At 60.0% G+C, this 14,943-nt stretch carries 16 protein-coding genes; 5 read left to right on the top strand and 11 right to left on the bottom strand.

What is annotated here, in order from left to right; all coding sequences use genetic code 11:
* The first annotated feature begins 334 nt into the window (after positions 1-334).
* Genes ptsH through crr form a run of 3 tightly spaced genes read left to right on the top strand, consistent with a single transcriptional unit; the run spans position 335 to position 2,925 of the window.
* Positions 335-592: a phosphocarrier protein Hpr gene (gene ptsH / locus AC2CGI_RS01450; protein ID WP_004936458.1), complete on the top strand. Its 258-nt coding sequence runs from the start codon at positions 335-337 to the stop codon at positions 590-592.
* Between the two features lie 46 nt (positions 593-638).
* Positions 639-2,366, top strand: a complete 1,728-nt coding sequence (ptsI, locus tag AC2CGI_RS01445; protein ID WP_015378671.1) for a phosphoenolpyruvate-protein phosphotransferase PtsI — start codon at positions 639-641, stop codon at positions 2,364-2,366.
* 49 nt (positions 2,367-2,415) lie between these two features.
* Positions 2,416-2,925 (top strand): PTS glucose transporter subunit IIA, encoded by a 510-nt coding sequence (gene crr, locus AC2CGI_RS01440; RefSeq protein ID WP_004936467.1) that lies wholly within the window; start codon positions 2,416-2,418, stop codon positions 2,923-2,925.
* A 308-nt stretch (positions 2,926-3,233) separates the two neighbouring features.
* Here crr and AC2CGI_RS01435 read toward each other — a convergent pair whose 3' ends face one another.
* The 10 genes from AC2CGI_RS01435 to AC2CGI_RS01390 form a co-directional block, all read right to left on the bottom strand.
* Complete coding sequence (locus tag AC2CGI_RS01435; RefSeq protein ID WP_076740558.1) at positions 3,234-4,553, bottom strand: ATP-binding protein; 1,320 nt, start codon at positions 4,551-4,553, stop codon at positions 3,234-3,236.
* 6 nt (positions 4,554-4,559) lie between these two features.
* Positions 4,560-5,240: a response regulator transcription factor gene (locus AC2CGI_RS01430; protein WP_076740557.1), complete on the bottom strand. Its 681-nt coding sequence runs from the start codon at positions 5,238-5,240 to the stop codon at positions 4,560-4,562.
* 256 nt (positions 5,241-5,496) lie between these two features.
* Complete coding sequence (gene cysM, locus AC2CGI_RS01425; RefSeq protein WP_004936477.1) at positions 5,497-6,378, bottom strand: cysteine synthase CysM; 882 nt, start codon at positions 6,376-6,378, stop codon at positions 5,497-5,499.
* Positions 6,379-6,460: 82 nt separating this feature from the next.
* Positions 6,461-7,549 carry a sulfate/thiosulfate ABC transporter ATP-binding protein CysA gene (cysA, locus tag AC2CGI_RS01420; RefSeq protein ID WP_049243150.1) on the bottom strand — a complete coding sequence of 363 codons (1,089 nt, stop codon included), beginning with the start codon at positions 7,547-7,549 and terminating at the stop codon, positions 6,461-6,463.
* Positions 7,539-8,414: a sulfate/thiosulfate ABC transporter permease CysW gene (gene cysW, locus AC2CGI_RS01415; RefSeq protein WP_033632429.1), complete on the bottom strand. Its 876-nt coding sequence runs from the start codon at positions 8,412-8,414 to the stop codon at positions 7,539-7,541. The genes cysA and cysW overlap by 11 nt, the downstream gene beginning before the upstream one ends.
* On the bottom strand, positions 8,414-9,253 hold the full coding sequence (gene cysT / locus AC2CGI_RS01410) for a sulfate/thiosulfate ABC transporter permease CysT (protein WP_004936486.1): 840 nt from the start codon (positions 9,251-9,253) through the stop codon (positions 8,414-8,416). The genes cysW and cysT overlap by 1 nt, the downstream gene beginning before the upstream one ends.
* Positions 9,254-10,276, bottom strand: a complete 1,023-nt coding sequence (locus tag AC2CGI_RS01405; protein ID WP_033632428.1) for a sulfate ABC transporter substrate-binding protein — start codon at positions 10,274-10,276, stop codon at positions 9,254-9,256. It lies immediately after the preceding gene.
* 200 nt (positions 10,277-10,476) lie between these two features.
* Positions 10,477-11,376, bottom strand: a complete 900-nt coding sequence (locus AC2CGI_RS01400) for a Dyp-type peroxidase (RefSeq protein ID WP_004936493.1) — start codon at positions 11,374-11,376, stop codon at positions 10,477-10,479.
* Between the two features lie 177 nt (positions 11,377-11,553).
* Positions 11,554-12,141 (bottom strand): RpoE-regulated lipoprotein, encoded by a 588-nt coding sequence (locus tag AC2CGI_RS01395; RefSeq protein WP_004936494.1) that lies wholly within the window; start codon positions 12,139-12,141, stop codon positions 11,554-11,556.
* 156 nt (positions 12,142-12,297) lie between these two features.
* A complete protein-coding gene (locus tag AC2CGI_RS01390; RefSeq protein WP_076740556.1) occupies positions 12,298-12,762 on the bottom strand; it encodes a DUF2919 domain-containing protein in 465 nt (154 codons plus the stop codon).
* Between the two features lie 173 nt (positions 12,763-12,935).
* Here AC2CGI_RS01390 and AC2CGI_RS01385 point away from each other — a divergent pair, with 173 nt between their 5' ends.
* Entirely contained in the window at positions 12,936-13,334 is a 399-nt protein-coding gene (locus tag AC2CGI_RS01385) for a YgiW/YdeI family stress tolerance OB fold protein (RefSeq protein WP_033632426.1), read from the top strand.
* Between the two features lie 41 nt (positions 13,335-13,375).
* On the opposite strand, the gene AC2CGI_RS01380 is transcribed toward AC2CGI_RS01385, so the two are convergent.
* Positions 13,376-13,801 (bottom strand): GNAT family acetyltransferase, encoded by a 426-nt coding sequence (locus AC2CGI_RS01380; protein WP_004936504.1) that lies wholly within the window; start codon positions 13,799-13,801, stop codon positions 13,376-13,378.
* 205 nt (positions 13,802-14,006) lie between these two features.
* On the opposite strand from AC2CGI_RS01380, the gene amiA reads away from it, so the two are divergent.
* Positions 14,007-14,888, top strand: a complete 882-nt coding sequence (amiA, locus tag AC2CGI_RS01375) for an N-acetylmuramoyl-L-alanine amidase AmiA (RefSeq protein ID WP_021505629.1) — start codon at positions 14,007-14,009, stop codon at positions 14,886-14,888.
* Positions 14,889-14,943 lie beyond the last annotated feature (55 nt).

Here is a 14,943-nt window from a genome sequence, read left to right as displayed (position 1 = left end):
CTTTATAGCAGTCCAAGATTGCTTTTGCCCGTCGCCTTTAGTATTTAACGGTGCATTATTTCGATGCGCAAAATTAATCACTCTCCGAGCCCGGTCGAGGCTGAATCGATTTACTCATCTGTCGCCGACGCGGCGAATCGGGCATAATGGGGAGCGGATTGGAACGACGTCTAAAGCCGAGTTTTTTGATCTGAAGTGCCTAACGCGTCGTTTTCTGTTGCATCAACGTTCGCCCCTGTCCATAGTCAGGCGCTATAACCAGACAAGTTAAAGTCAGCCCCCTGGGCTAAACTTTAACTCCACAACATTAATCCAATAAGTTGGGGAAACATCAATGTTCCAGCAAGAAGTTACTATTACCGCTCCGAATGGTCTGCATACTCGCCCTGCCGCTCAGTTCGTTAAAGAAGCCAAAGGCTTCACGTCTGACATCACCGTGACCTCCAACGGCAAAAGCGCCAGCGCTAAAAGCCTGTTCAAACTGCAAACTCTGGGGCTGACTCAAGGGACCGTAGTGACCATCTCCGCTGAAGGTGAAGACGAGCAGAAAGCCGTTGAGCACTTGGTAAAACTGATGGCAGAGCTTGAGTAATCGGCCCGTCTTTTTAGTTAACACCAGTCAAGAGTAAGGTAGGGTTATGATTTCAGGCATTTTAGTATCACCGGGCATCGCTTTTGGTAAGGCTCTCTTGCTGAAAGAAGACGACATCGTCATCAACCGGAAGAAAATCTCTGCTGATCAAGTAGAGCAGGAAGTCTCGCGTTTTCTGGCCGGCCGCGCGAAAGCGTCCGAACAGCTGGAAGCGATCAAGACCAAAGCTGGCGAAACCTTCGGCGAAGAGAAGGAAGCTATCTTCGAAGGCCACATCATGTTGCTGGAAGACGAAGAGCTTGAGCAGGAAATCATAGCCCTAATCAAAGACGATCTGGCCTCCGCAGACGCCGCCGCCTACACCGTGATCGAAGGTCAGGCGAAAGCGCTGGAAGAGCTGGACGACGAATACCTGAAAGAACGCGCCGCCGACGTGCGCGACATCGGTAAGCGCCTGCTGCAGAACATCCTGGGCATGCCGATCGTCGATCTGGGCTCCATTCAGGACGAAGTGATCCTGGTGGCCACCGATCTGACCCCGTCCGAGACCGCGCAGCTGAACCTGGACAAAGTGCTGGGCTTCATCACCGACCTCGGCGGCCGTACCTCCCACACCTCCATCATGGCGCGCTCCCTGGAGCTGCCGGCGATCGTCGGTACCAGCGACGTGACCAAGCAGGTGAAAAACGACGACTACCTGATTCTGGACGCGGTTAACAACAAAATTTACGTTAACCCGACCGCTGACGTTATCGATCAGCTGAAAGCCGCCCAGAACCAATACATCACCGAGAAAAACGATCTGGCCAAGCTGAAGGACCTGCCGGCGATTACGCTGGACGGCCATCAGGTTGAAGTCTGCGCCAACATCGGCACCGTGCGCGACGTCGCAGGTGCAGAGCGCAACGGCGCGGAAGGCGTCGGCCTGTATCGTACCGAGTTCCTGTTCATGGACCGCGACTCGCTGCCGACCGAAGACGAGCAGTTCCAGGCTTATAAAGCCGTGGCGGAAGCCATGGGCTCGCAGGCGGTGATCGTCCGCACCATGGACATCGGCGGCGACAAAGACCTGCCGTACATGAACCTGCCGAAGGAAGAGAACCCGTTCCTCGGCTGGCGCGCCATCCGCATCGCGATGGACCGCCGTGAAATCCTGCACGCCCAGCTGCGCGCCATCCTGCGTGCCTCGGCGTTCGGCAAACTGCGCATCATGTTCCCGATGATCATCTCCGTGGAAGAAGTGCGCGATCTGAAAGGCGAAATCGAGACGCTGAAGGCGCAGCTGCGCGAAGAAGGCAAGGCGTTTGACGAGAGCATCGAAGTGGGCGTGATGGTGGAAACACCGGCCGCGGCGGTCATTGCTCACCACCTGGCGAAAGAAGTCGACTTCTTTAGTATTGGGACAAACGATCTAACCCAGTATACTCTGGCGGTAGATCGCGGCAACGAGCTGATTTCTCATCTCTATAACCCGATGTCCCCATCAGTGCTTGGCCTGATCAAACAGGTTATTGATGCATCTCACGCGGAAGGCAAGTGGACCGGCATGTGCGGCGAACTGGCTGGTGATGAGCGTGCTACACTGTTGTTATTGGGCATGGGGCTGGATGAGTTCAGCATGAGTGCGATTTCAATCCCGCGCATCAAGAAAATTATTCGTAACACGAATTTCGAAGATGTGAAGGCGTTGGCAGCGCAGGCCTTGGCACAGCCAACGGCACAAGACCTGATGAATTGCGTCAATAAATTCATCGAAGAAAAAACGCTCTGCTAAACTTCCACGACACTGGAACGCCGCCCAATTTAATGCTTAGGAGAAGATCATGGGTTTGTTCGATAAACTGAAATCTCTGGTTTCTGATGACAAGAAAGACACGGGCACTATCGAGATCGTCGCTCCCCTTTCTGGCGAAATCGTCAATATCGAAGATGTGCCGGACGTAGTGTTCGCTGAAAAAATCGTTGGCGACGGTATCGCCATCAAACCGGCCGGCAACAAAATGGTTGCTCCGGTTGACGGCACCATCGGCAAGATTTTCGAAACCAACCATGCATTCTCTATCGAATCCGACAGCGGCATTGAGCTGTTCGTCCACTTCGGCATCGATACCGTAGAACTGAAAGGCGAAGGCTTCAAACGCATCGCCGAAGAAGGCCAGCGCGTCAAGAAAGGCGACGTCGTTATCGAGTTCAACCTGCCTCTGCTGGAAGAGAAAGCCAAGTCGACCCTGACGCCGGTCGTTATCTCCAACATGGACGAGATCAAAGAGCTGATCAAACTGTCCGGCAGCGTAACCGTTGGCGAAACCCCGATCATCCGCATCAAGAAGTAATCGAAGTTATCGCGAATGAGCAGTAAAAAACGGCGCCCTCGGCGCCGTTTTTTTATCCCCTTCGTCTTTCGAACCGCAGCGTTGTTGGCCGCACGTGCTCACCCCGGTCACTTACTGGAGTAAGCTCCCGGGGATTCCCCCGCTTGCCGCCTAGCTGCAATTCGAAACCCTTTGGGTATACCGCGGATAATAGACGTTATCGGCGCAGGCAGTTTGAACATGGACAGCGCGCAACCTTCGGAGCGTACACGCAGTACGTGACGAAGGCGAGCACTGCCCTAGTTCAAAATGGCAAGTAAGATAGTCTATTATTGCCAGCGCGGGATGCGCAGGGTAATGATCAGCCCCTCTTTGTCGCCGTTGCGAGCCTCAACCTGGCCGCCGTGCGCCAGCACCACCTTGCGGGTAATCGCCAGCCCCAGGCCGTAGCCCTTGCCCGACAGCGCCGATTTCACGCGTACGAAAGGATCGAAGATGCTCGACAGCTTCGACTCCTCGACGCCCGGCCCCTGATCGCTGACGGCGATCTGAAACTGATTGTCGACGCGCGACAGCGCCACCGTCACCCGCTGGCCGTGGCTGGAGAAGCGCAACGCATTACGCACGACGTTATCCACCGCACGCCGCATCAGCTCCGCATTGCCCTTGACGGTATACTCCACGTCCGATTCGGCCTGCAGCACGATATCCACGCCGGGCACCTGCGCCTCGTAGCGCGCATCGCTCACCACCGCGTCTACCAGGCCGTACAGATCGAAATACTCTTCGTCCGGCAGGCTGCTGTGTTCGGTACGCGACAGCGCCAGCAGCTCGCCGATCATTTTGTCCAACCGCCCCGACTCATGTTCAATGCGCTTCAGCGAGGTTTCGACGTTGCCGGCATTCTGCCGCGCCAGACCGATGGCCAACTGCAGGCGCGCCAACGGTGAACGCAGTTCGTGCGAGACATCGTGCAACAGCTGCTCGCGGGCGCTGACCAGCAGCTCCAGCCGCTCGGCCATGGTATCGAAATCGCGCGCCACGTCGGATAGTTCGTCATGACGCCGCCGCATATTCGGGTACAGCCGCACCGACAGATCGCCCTGCGCCACCCGATCCAGGCCGCCGCGCAGCTGGCGCATCGGCCGGGTCAGGTTCCAGGCCAGCACGGCGCTGAACAGCAAACCGCCCAGCCCGCCGACCCACAGCATCGGTGCTGGAATGTTGAAGAAGTGGGAACGCCGCTCCGGCCGATACTCTTCCCGCAGCCCGCGCACGTTATAACTCAGCCAGTAACCCTGCCCTTCTCCGGTCTGCACCCAGGCGGAAATCGCTTTCGGCATCCGTCGCCCTTCAAACAGCGGTTCTTCCGGCTCAGGCGGCGGTTGGGTCATCGGCGTAACGGACAGCAGACGCCGATCGTCCTCCGGCCAGTCGCGCATCAGGGCTTCCAGCGCCGGCATGCCGCCACTGCGCAACTGGGTGGCGGCGGAGGTCAGCTGCAGGCCGATCGCCCGCCGCGCCATGGAATTCTCCGGCGGCACATAGCGGTCGCCATAAAGAGAAAACGCCACCCACAAGGCCTGCGTCATGATGAGAAAGGTCAGCCAAAAGCCGAGCAAAATTTTCCAGAACAGTCTTCCGCGCATGTCTGGTTACCGTATGCGATAGCCGATGCTGCGCACCGTCTCGATGCTCAGCTTACTGCCGGCCAGCGCGCTCAACTTCTGGCGGATATTGCTGATATGCACGTCCACGCTGCGATCATAGGCCTCGCGCGGGCGCCCCAGTCCTTTCTCGGACAGTTCGTCCTTCGACACCACGCGGTCCGGCGCGCGCAGCAACAGCTCCAGCAGATTGAATTCCGAAGCCGTCAGATCAAACGCCTTGCCCCGCCATTCGCTGCTGCGGGTAGAAGGGTTCAGCGTCAGCTCGCCGAAGCTGATGGCGGCCTCGTCCTCCGCCTCTTGCGGCCGCTCTTCGAAACGGCGCAGCACCGCGCGCAGACGCGCCACCAATTCGCGCGGGTAGCACGGTTTGGGCATGTAATCGTCGGCGCCCATCTCCAGGCCAATCACCCGATCGATGTTGTCGCCTTTGGCGGTCAGCATGATGATCGGCAGCCGGCTCTTTTTACGCACGTCGCGCAGCACGTCGATACCGCTCATGTCCGGCAGCATGATGTCGAGGATCATCGCGGTATAGTCGCCCGACAGCGCGCCCTCTACCCCCGCCTTGCCGGTCAGCACCAGCGTGGCGTCATAGCCTTCGCCCGTCAGGTATTCGCTCAGCATGGTGCCAAGCTCCAGGTCATCGTCGACCAGTAAAATTTTCATGCCTTGCTCCTTCACCGATTTTCGTTATTTTCCCGCCAATTCCGCCGGCCCGCAGCCGGTTTTACTCAATCCTTACACATCGCTCTTGGCGTCTCGCCACCGTTAGTGTGGCCGCTGTCGCGCGATTTCTCTACTTCAGTCAGGGGATTGGCGCGCGAGCAGGCGATAGCCGCCGCGTCGGCGGGCCGGACAGGCAGTCTGTAACAGGGAGGTGAGAAGGCGTTTCCCGGCGGGACGCGCCGCCGGGAAGGAACGGTCAGTCGAACACGCCGGTGGAGAGGTAACGGTCGCCGCGATCGCAGACGATCGCCACCACCACGCTGCCGGGATTAGCCGCCGCAACGCGCAGGGCGCCGGCCACCGCACCGCCGGAGCTGACGCCGCAGAAAATGCCTTCACGCTGCGCCAGCTGGCGCATGGTCTGCTCGGCATCGCGCTGCTCGATATCCAACACCTGATCCACCAGCTCCGGGCGGAAAATACCCGGCAGGTAAGCGGGCGCCCAACGGCGAATGCCGGGGATGCTGCTGCCTTCCGCCGGCTGCAGGCCAATGATCTGCACCTGCGGATTCTGGCTCTTCAGGTAACCGCCCACGCCGGTAATGGTGCCGGTGGTGCCCATGCTGGAAACGAAGTGCGTGATGCGCCCTTCGGTCTGGCGCCAGATCTCCGGGCCGGTGGTGGTGAAGTGGGCATAGGGATTGTCGAAATTGTTAAACTGATCCAGCACCTTGCCCTGCCCTTGGCGCTGCATCTCCAGCGCCAGATCGCGCGCCCCTTCCATCCCCTGCTCACGGCTGACCAGGATCAGTTCCGCACCGTAGGCGCGCATCGCCGCCTGCCGCTCCAGGCTCATGTTCTCCGGCATCAGCAGCTTCAGCGCATAGCCTTTCAATGCAGCGATCATCGCCAGTGCAATGCCGGTGTTGCCGCTGGTAGCCTCGATCAGCACGTCGCCGGGCTTGATCTCCCCGCGCAGCTCCGCCTGCTGGATCATCGCCAACGCGGCGCGATCCTTCACCGATCCCGCCGGGTTATTGCCTTCCAGTTTGACCCATACCTCGCTGCCCGCCTGGGCGGCCAGCCGTTGCAGTTGTACCAGCGGGGTATTACCGATGCATTGTTCGAGCGTTGTCACGATCTTTGCCTGTGTGTTGGTGTGCGTAAAGTAAAAAGGCAACCCCGGGGTTGCCTTAAAGAAAAGGACTGGCTAAAACCTATCAGGCGCTTTTGGCTAACGCAACAGGTTGCAGCAGTTGATCGCCGGCATACAGCCGCGCATTGAGGCTGCCGACGTAATAACGGCCGCCGCGCACCGGCGTGGCGTTGCCTTCCGGCAACACCACGCCGATCGGTTCCTGATGCCAGCCGATCGGCTGCACCGTCAGCTGCCAGAAATGGCCGCGCGGGCTGACTTCCAACACCTGAACCGGCAGTGGGCAGCGCTCGCTGCTCTCGGTCGCCACTTCCATTTCCCACGGGCGCAGGAACAGATCGACGCTGCCCTGGTGCATCGGCTGGAACGACAGCGGCCACTGGTGCGCGCCGACGAACAGCTGGGAGCCGCGAATTTCGCCGTTCAGACGGTTCACTTCCCCCATAAACTCCAGCACGAAGCGGCTGGCCGGCTCGCGCATAATCTCCTCCGGCGAGCCAACCTGTTCGATATTGCCCTGACTCATCACCACGATGCGGTCGGCCACTTCCATCGCCTCTTCCTGATCGTGGGTGACGAACACGCTGGTGAACTTCAGCTCTTCATGCAGCTGACGCAGCCAACGACGCAGCTCTTTGCGCACCTGCGCATCCAGCGCGCCGAACGGTTCGTCCAGCAGCAGAATTTGCGGTTCCACCGCCAGGGCGCGCGCCAGCGCCACGCGCTGTTTCTGGCCGCCGGACAGCTGCGACGGGTAGCGATTGGCTAAATGGCCAAGCTGCACCATGTCCAGCAACTGAGTGACTTTCTGTTTAATCGCCGCGGCGTTCGGCCGCTCGCGGCGCGGCAGCACGGTCAGGCCGAAGGCGATATTGTCGAACACCGTCATGTGGCGGAACAGCGCATAGTGCTGAAATACGAAGCCCACGCGCCTGTCGCGCGCATGCATGTGGCTGACGTCGGTGCCGTGGAAGCCCAGCTTGCCGCCGCTCTGGCTTTCCAGCCCGGCGATGATGCGCAGCAGCGTGGTCTTGCCGGAGCCGGATGGCCCGAGCAGCGCCACCATCTCGCCGGAAGCAATATCGAGCGAGATATCGTTCAATACCTTGGTGCGACCGAAGTACTTGTTGATGCCGTTAATCTCAATGCTCATGATTTTCCTCCCGCTCGAGACGCGCGTTTTGACGTTCCAGACGCCACTGCAGCGCGCTCTTCAAAAATAGGGTAACGATCGCCATCAGGGTCAACAGGGCGGCGGCGGTAAAGGCCCCGACGGTGTTGTAATCCTGCTGCAACAGCTCAACCTGCAGCGGCAGGCTGTAGGTTTCGCCGCGAATCGAACCGGACACCACCGACACCGCGCCGAACTCGCCGATGGCGCGCGCGTTGGTCAGCACCACGCCGTACAGCAGCGCCCAGCGAATGTTGGGCAGCGTCACGCGGCGGAACATCTGCCAACCGGACGCCCCCAGCAGAATGGCGGCCTCGTCTTCCTGGCTGCCCTGGCTGAGCATCATCGGCACCAGCTCGCGCACCACGAAAGGACAGGTGACGAAGATGGTCACCAGCACCATGCCCGGCCAGGAGAACATGATCTGAATGTTATGCGCATCCAGCCAGCCGCCCAGCAGGCCGTTGCTGCCGTAAAACAACAGATAAATCAGCCCCGCCACCACCGGTGAGACGGCGAACGGGATATCGATCAGCGTCAGCAGCAACTGGCGGCCGGGGAAGGTGAAACGCGTCACCAGCCACGCCAGCAACGTGCCGAACACCAGGTTGAACGGCACGGTGATCAGCGCGATCAAGACCGTCAGCCAGATGGCGTGCAGCATGTCCGGATCGAGCAAGTTGCTCCACATCGCGCCAACCCCTTTGGAGAAGGCCTCGGCGAAAATCGACATCATCGGCACCACCAGCAGCAGCACCGAAAACAGCGCGCCGATGGCGATCAACGTCCACTTGCCCCAGTTGACGCGCGGGCGCTCGGCGCCGTTGAAGGCGGAAACATCAGCCATCAGTGCCCTCCTCCCAAACGTCTGCCGAAGCGGCTTTGCAAGACGTTAATGCTGAACAGCAGCAGCAGCGACGCCGCCAGGATCACCGAGGCGATGGCGCTGGCCGCTGGGTAATCGAACTCCTGCAAACGCACAAAAATCATCAGCGAGGTCACTTCCGTCTTCCAGGCGATGTTGCCGGCGATGAAAATCACCGCGCCGAACTCGCCCAGGCTGCGGGTAAAGGAAATGGCGGTGCCGGCCAGCAGCGCCGGCGCCACCTCAGGCAACACCACGCGGCGAAAGCTCTGCCAGCGCGTGGCGCCCAGCGTCTCGGCCGCCTCTTCGTATTCCGGCCCCAGCTCTTCCAAAACCGGCTGCACGGTGCGCACCACAAACGGCAGGCTGGTGAACGCCATCGCCACCGCGATCCCAAGCCAGGTGAAGGTGACCTTAATGTCAAAGTGCGCCAGCCACTGACCGTACCAGCCCGTGGTGGAAAACAGACCGGCCAGCGTCAGGCCGGCCACCGCCGTCGGCAGCGCGAACGGCAGATCGATCAGGCCGTCCAGCAGCGAACGGCCGGGAAAACGGTAGCGCGTCAGGATCCAGGCCATCAGCATGCCGAACACCGCGTTGAACAGGCTGGCGACGCCGGCGGCCAGCAGCGTCACTTTGTACGCCGCCACCACCTGCGGGTTGGAAATCACTTCCCAATATTGCGCCAGGCTCATCTGCGCCAGCTGCATCACCAGCGCACTGAGCGGCAGCAGCAGGATCAAACAGGTATAAAACAGGCTGCTGCCGAGGCTGAGGCCAAATCCGGGCAGCACCCGTTTACTGGACGACAACGCCAACATTTACTTGCGCCCTGCCGCTAGCAGCTGATCCAACTCGCCGCCGGTGGCGAAGTGAGTTTTCATCACCTGCGGCCAGCCGCCGAACTGGTCTTCCACCCGGAACAGTTGGGTGTCCGGGAATTGCCCCTTCGCCGCCGCCATCGCTTTCTGGTCATAGACGCGGTAGTAGAAGCTGGTGATCACCTGCTGCGCCGCCGGGCTGTAGAGGTAGTTCAGATAGGCTTTGGCCGCCTGCTCGGTGCCGTTGCGCTCTACGTTTTTGTCGACCCAGGCCACCGGGAACTCCGCCAGAATATCGACCGGCGGCACGATCACTTCGTACTTGTCTTCACCGTATTGCTTGCGGATGTTGTTCACTTCGGACTCGAAGCTGATCAGCACGTCGCCCAAACCGCGCTCGACGAAGGTGGTGGTCGCGCCGCGACCGCCGGTATCGAACACCAGCACGTTTTTCAGGAAGCGGGTCATGAAGGCGCGGGTCTTGGCCGCATCGTTGCCGTCAGCCTGGCTGGCGGCGCCCCAGGCGGCCAGATAGGTGTAACGGCCGTTGCCGGAGGTTTTCGGGTTCGGGAACACCAGCTTCACGTCGTCACGCACCAAATCGTTCCAGGTGTGGATGCCCTTCGGGTTGTCCTTGCGCACCAAAAACGCCATGGTGGAATAGAACGGCGAGCTGTTGTTCGGCAGGCGCGCCTGCCAGTCCGCCGGAATCAGCTGCCCGCGATCGTGCAGGATCTGCACGTCTGTGACCTGGTTGTAGGTCACCACGTCGGCCCGCAGGCCCTGCAGGATCGCCAGCGCCTGCTTCGACGAGCCGGCGTGCGATTGTTTGATGGTCAGCTTGTCGTTCGGATGCTGTTGATTCCACTGCTGTTCAAAGCCGGGATTCAGCGCGACGAACAATTCACGGGAAACGTCATAAGAGCTGTTCAGCAATTCCGCCGCCGACGCGGCGCCGCTCGCCAACAGCGCAGCCGCCAGCCAACCTTTCAGCACGAGATTTTTAACCCGGTTTTGTTTCATTCTGCACCTTATCACTGAGTCATTCCTTCAGGCTTTCGCCTTATTGACGACCAGTGTATTTATAACTCGGTGCGGAGCTGTAACGCTTTTATATACCGTTTAGTGATTTACAAGCATCAAACGCTATAAGCCAGGGAATGCGAGGCGTTTTGGGAAGGGAAAACAGACCGAAGCCGGACGCGCCGGCTTCGGCGACGGCGTCAAAGTGACAGCAGGCGCGTCAGCGATGGCGCAAAATAGTAGCTGCCGGTCACCGCACGGCTGAAGCGCAACATCGCGTCACGTTTGCCGTCCAGATCGCCGAACATGCTCAGCAGCTGCTGCTCGATATTGTGCAAGCGCGCACAATAGGCGATGAAGAACAGGCCGTGCTTGCCGCTGGCGGTGCCGTAAGGCAGGCTCTGGCGCAAAATTTTCAGGCCCTTGCCGTTCTCTTTCAGATCGACGCGGCTGACGTGCGAGGTATCCGGGCGCTGATCGGCCGGCAGCTCTTCGCTGTCGTGCTTGGTGCGGCCGATGATCTGCTCCTGCTGTTCGGTGGTAAAGCGCTGCCACTGGCGCAGGTTGTGCTCGTAGCGTTGCACCAGCACATAGCTGCCGCCGGCGTCCTCTTCGCCTTCGGCGATCGTCGCCACTGCCGGGCGCTGGTCGCCCTGCGGGTTTTCGGTGCCGTCGATGAAGCCGCTCAGATCGCGCTCTTCCACCCAGCGGAAGCCGTGGGTTTCTTCTTCAATCTTGATGACATTGCCGAACGCCGCCAGCGCCGCCTGCGCCAGCGTGAAGTTGACGTCGTGGCGCAGCGACTGGATGTGGATCAGCATATCGCGCTGGGTGGCCGGCGCCAGCCCTTTGCCGAGCGGCGTGAACGGCTTCAACTCTTTCGCGCCCTGGCCGCTGGAGAGATCGTGCCAAACGTCGTAACCGAAAGCGATCACCGCGCCGAGGCGCGCATCGGGGAACTGCTGCTGCAGCTCGCTCAGGGTCTGACAAAACTGCTTGCAGCCCTGGCGCAAGTCGGCGAATTCGCCCTGTACGCTGGCTTCCATAAAAATGGCGAAACGGCAGTGCTCCAGCAGAATGCCGCTCTGAACCTGTGTCATGTTGTTATCCTCAATACCAAAACCAGGCAACAGGTATGGCGGTTGACGCGCGGGTTCCCTGTTACAAACGCGCGCTATCATACCGCAAGCGCGGACGATTGCCTTGCAGCAGCGCAAAGAAAATAGGGGTAATGGCTTGAAAAGGCAGGCGCCGCGAACCGGCGCCCGTTGAACACGTTACTGCTGCGGCTTGGCGTGCCAGATGATTTTGCTGACCGTCCAGCTTTTCAGGGTGTCGTCCGGCGGAATGATATCCTGCGCCCCGGCCCACTTGCCGCTGAAGATGTAGGTAACGTACTTGCTCTGCTCCGCCACGCACTCCACTTTACCGGCGTCTTCGCCGCTGCCCGGCTTACAGGAGCCGAACGCCTTGCTGTACATATCGCCGAACGGCGTGCCGAGCTTGTTGCCCCACTCCGTCGCCACTTTCGGATCCAGCACGTCCACGCGCTGCAGGCGCCCTTTCGGTTCGCCAGTGATCACCAGTTTCACTTCGTCGCCGGACAGCGCCTGGTAATAAGAGACGATCTGGCCGTTGTTGGTCGCCATGCCGCCGCGCAGGCGGTAGTTGCCGTCCAGCCCGTCATTGATGGCGCTTTCCGACATCGGCGTGCCGGCGTTGAGCTTGCCGACGCCCTTGGCGCCGACCTCCAGGCTGCTGCCGAACCAGTTGAACGGCGACAGGCTGGACCAGGAGAAATTGGACATGCTCGAACAGCCGGTCAGTAACAGCGGAAGCCCTAACAACAGGGGGCGAATATTCATCTCTAGCTCCTTAGACATCAATGGCACGGCGCGGTAGCCCGCGCCTGCCGCATTCGGCGTTTTGCTGCGTGCCAGCCTCTCACAACGGCCCGCACTACGCCAACGGTTGCCAGCTTGGAGTGCGGAAAATGCGAAAAGTGCCGCACTTCTCGGCAATTAGTCGGTATGCTCCGGCGGCGCGAAACAGGCTTTCAGGCGCACATTCAGCAGCAGATAGCTCAGCGCCAGCGCGTCGAGCAACACCAACGCCAGCTCCAGCCCCGGCGCATCGCCGTCCTGGCGCCACAGGCTGAACAGCGAGCCGCCGAGAGACGCCAGCAGCGAGACAGCAAGCCCCCAGCGCCAGCCGCGCCACAGCCGCGGCCATTGGTGGCGACGGCCGCTCAGCAAAAACGCCAGCGCCGCCGGCAGGCCGAGCAGCATGCCGTACCAAAAGCGTTGGGTATCCGGATAAAACAGCGCCAACAGGCTTTCGCCCTGCTCGCGCGAAACGCCGGCCATCACGAACAACAGCCAGGTGCGCGCCTGCAAAATCAGCACGGCCCAAAATCCCAGCGGCAGCCGCAGCGCGCCATGCTGGTCGTAATCGTCCGGGGAAAACCGGGGGGAGAATGGCTTCAACGCTCGTTCCTTGTCACAGAATAAAGACTATGGCTACAGATGGGCGCCGCCAGCGAGAATTTCAATGCGTCGGCTTAAGAAGCTCTTAAGATCGGCGTGTTTTAATCCTTATCACCAAGCAAGCACCCGATATCAGCGGGATGTGATTTTCGATAACGATAAGGAAGCGCAACATGAAAAAACTGACTCTGGCCGCTCTGATCGCGCTGTGCAGCGCACCGGTACTGGCGCAACAAGGCGGGTTCCTCGATCCGGCCGCGCCGCAGGCACAAACGCAAGCCGCTCCGCAGGGCGGTTTCTCCGGCCCCAGCGCGGCGCTGACCACCGTGGACAAGGTGAAATCGCTGAGCGACGACACCTGGGTGATGCTGCAGGGCAACATCGAGCAGCGCATCGGCGACGATACCTACACCTTCCGCGACGCCACCGGCACCCTGACGGTCGAGATCGATCGCAAGCGCTGGAACGGCCAAACCGTCACACCGAAAGACAAGGTGCAGTTGGAAGGGAAAGTGGATAAAGACTGGAGCAGCGTGGAAGTGGACGTAAAAACCGTCAAAAAGCTGCCGTAATGCGCTGCGGCGGGCGGGCTATACCGCCGTCCGCCGCTCGATCAATATTCCTGATCTTCGATCAGCCGTTTGCCCAGGCTGGTGATGCCCTGGATTTCGTAGCCGAGCTTCTCGTACATCTCAACCACCGTGTCGTTGTCTTCGCGCACCATGATCTGGATCTTCGGGCAGCCGCGGGCGATCAGCTTCTTCTCCAGACGGTTGATCAACGCATTGGCGATGCCGCGCCCGCGATAGTCGGGATGCACCCCGAGGTAATACGCCGAGCCGCGGTGCCCATCATAGCCGCCCATCACCGAACCGACCACTTCGCCGCCGACTTCCGCCACCAGGAACAGCTCCGGGTCGTGGTTCAGCTTGCGCTCGATGTCCATTTCCGGATCGTTCCAGGGGCGCAGCAGATCGCAGCGCTCCCACAGGGTAATGACTTCTTCAAAGTCGTCTTGTCGAAATACGCGAATTTCCATCGATGTTGGCCGCTGTTAATTAAGGTGTTTATCTGATTATCGCGTGATTATTCACTTACGCAATATCAAACTGCGATTTAGCGCGCTATTTTGCCCGGAAATCGCCGGTAACAGGCGTAATAAATGGAAATAGTTATCGGGTCGATTAATGATTATCAATACGATATAACGTCGCAAAATAGAAACGTCGACGGAGCGTTGCGTAATGAAAAAGCAGGGTAAACCCTTCCTCAATTTTAAACCGCTTGCCGTTTCCCCGACGCGACGCCAACTTTTGCTTTCCGGTCTGGCGGTGGCGCTGTTCGGCGTGAAAAGCCAAAACGCCAAGGCGGAAGGCCTGCTGCGCAATCAGCACAGCAAACCGGCGGCGAAACCGGCCGGCGGCAAAAAGCGGGTGATGATCGATCCCGGCCACGGCGGCATCGACTCCGGCGCGGTCGGCCATGAAGGCTCGCAGGAAAAACACATCGTGCTGGAAATCGCCAACCACGTGCGCCGATTCCTGCATGAGCACGATCACGTCGAGGCGCGCCTGACGCGCGAAGAAGACGAATTCATTCCGCTGTTCCAGCGGGTGGAGATCGCCCACCAGCACCAGGCCGATCTGTTCATTTCCATTCACGCCGACGGTTTCACCAGCCCGTCGGCCTCCGGCGCTTCGGTGTTCGCCCTCTCCAACCGCGGCGCCAGCAGCGCCATGGCGCGCTACCTGTCCAACCGTGAAAACGCCGCCGACGACGTGGCGGGCGGCAAGTACAAGGATCAGGACAACTACCTGCAGCAGGTGCTGTTCGATCTGGTGCAAACCGACACCATCAACAACAGCCTGACGCTCGGCCGCCACGTGCTCGGCCAAATTCGCCCGGTGCACCATCTGCACAGCGACAGCACCGAACAGGCGGCGTTTGCGGTGCTGAAATCCCCGTCCATCCCCTCGGTGCTGGTGGAAACCTCATTCATCACCAACCCGAACGAAGAGCGGCTGCTGGGCACCACCGCGTTTCGCGAGAAAATCGCCCGCGCCATCGCGGACGGCATCATCAACTTCTTCGACTATTTCGACGCACACCAACGCAAACCCCGCTGATGCCGCGGGCGGCGAATAAGAGTATACTCAGCGCCTTGTTCAGCCAGACGCTATA

The organism is Serratia sp. LSHTC3, from assembly GCF_057197125.1.
Note: the sequence above shows the minus strand (reverse complement) of the source record. Positions and strands in the feature narration are given on the sequence as shown.

Coding starts and splice junctions, on each gene's coding strand:
- amiA (WP_021505629.1), top strand. CDS start 14,007: ATGAAAAAGCAGGGTAAACCCTTCCTCAATTTTAAACCGCTTGCCGTT.
- AC2CGI_RS01430 (WP_076740557.1), bottom strand. CDS start 5,240: ATGAAAATTTTACTGGTCGACGATGACCTGGAGCTTGGCACCATGCTG.
- AC2CGI_RS01435 (WP_076740558.1), bottom strand. CDS start 4,553: ATGCGCGGAAGACTGTTCTGGAAAATTTTGCTCGGCTTTTGGCTGACC.
- AC2CGI_RS01380 (WP_004936504.1), bottom strand. CDS start 13,801: ATGGAAATTCGCGTATTTCGACAAGACGACTTTGAAGAAGTCATTACC.
- AC2CGI_RS01400 (WP_004936493.1), bottom strand. CDS start 11,376: ATGACACAGGTTCAGAGCGGCATTCTGCTGGAGCACTGCCGTTTCGCC.
- cysT (WP_004936486.1), bottom strand. CDS start 9,253: ATGTTGGCGTTGTCGTCCAGTAAACGGGTGCTGCCCGGATTTGGCCTC.
- crr (WP_004936467.1), top strand. CDS start 2,416: ATGGGTTTGTTCGATAAACTGAAATCTCTGGTTTCTGATGACAAGAAA.
- AC2CGI_RS01395 (WP_004936494.1), bottom strand. CDS start 12,141: ATGAATATTCGCCCCCTGTTGTTAGGGCTTCCGCTGTTACTGACCGGC.
- ptsH (WP_004936458.1), top strand. CDS start 335: ATGTTCCAGCAAGAAGTTACTATTACCGCTCCGAATGGTCTGCATACT.
- cysA (WP_049243150.1), bottom strand. CDS start 7,549: ATGAGCATTGAGATTAACGGCATCAACAAGTACTTCGGTCGCACCAAG.
- AC2CGI_RS01405 (WP_033632428.1), bottom strand. CDS start 10,276: ATGAAACAAAACCGGGTTAAAAATCTCGTGCTGAAAGGTTGGCTGGCG.
- AC2CGI_RS01385 (WP_033632426.1), top strand. CDS start 12,936: ATGAAAAAACTGACTCTGGCCGCTCTGATCGCGCTGTGCAGCGCACCG.
- cysW (WP_033632429.1), bottom strand. CDS start 8,414: ATGGCTGATGTTTCCGCCTTCAACGGCGCCGAGCGCCCGCGCGTCAAC.
- ptsI (WP_015378671.1), top strand. CDS start 639: ATGATTTCAGGCATTTTAGTATCACCGGGCATCGCTTTTGGTAAGGCT.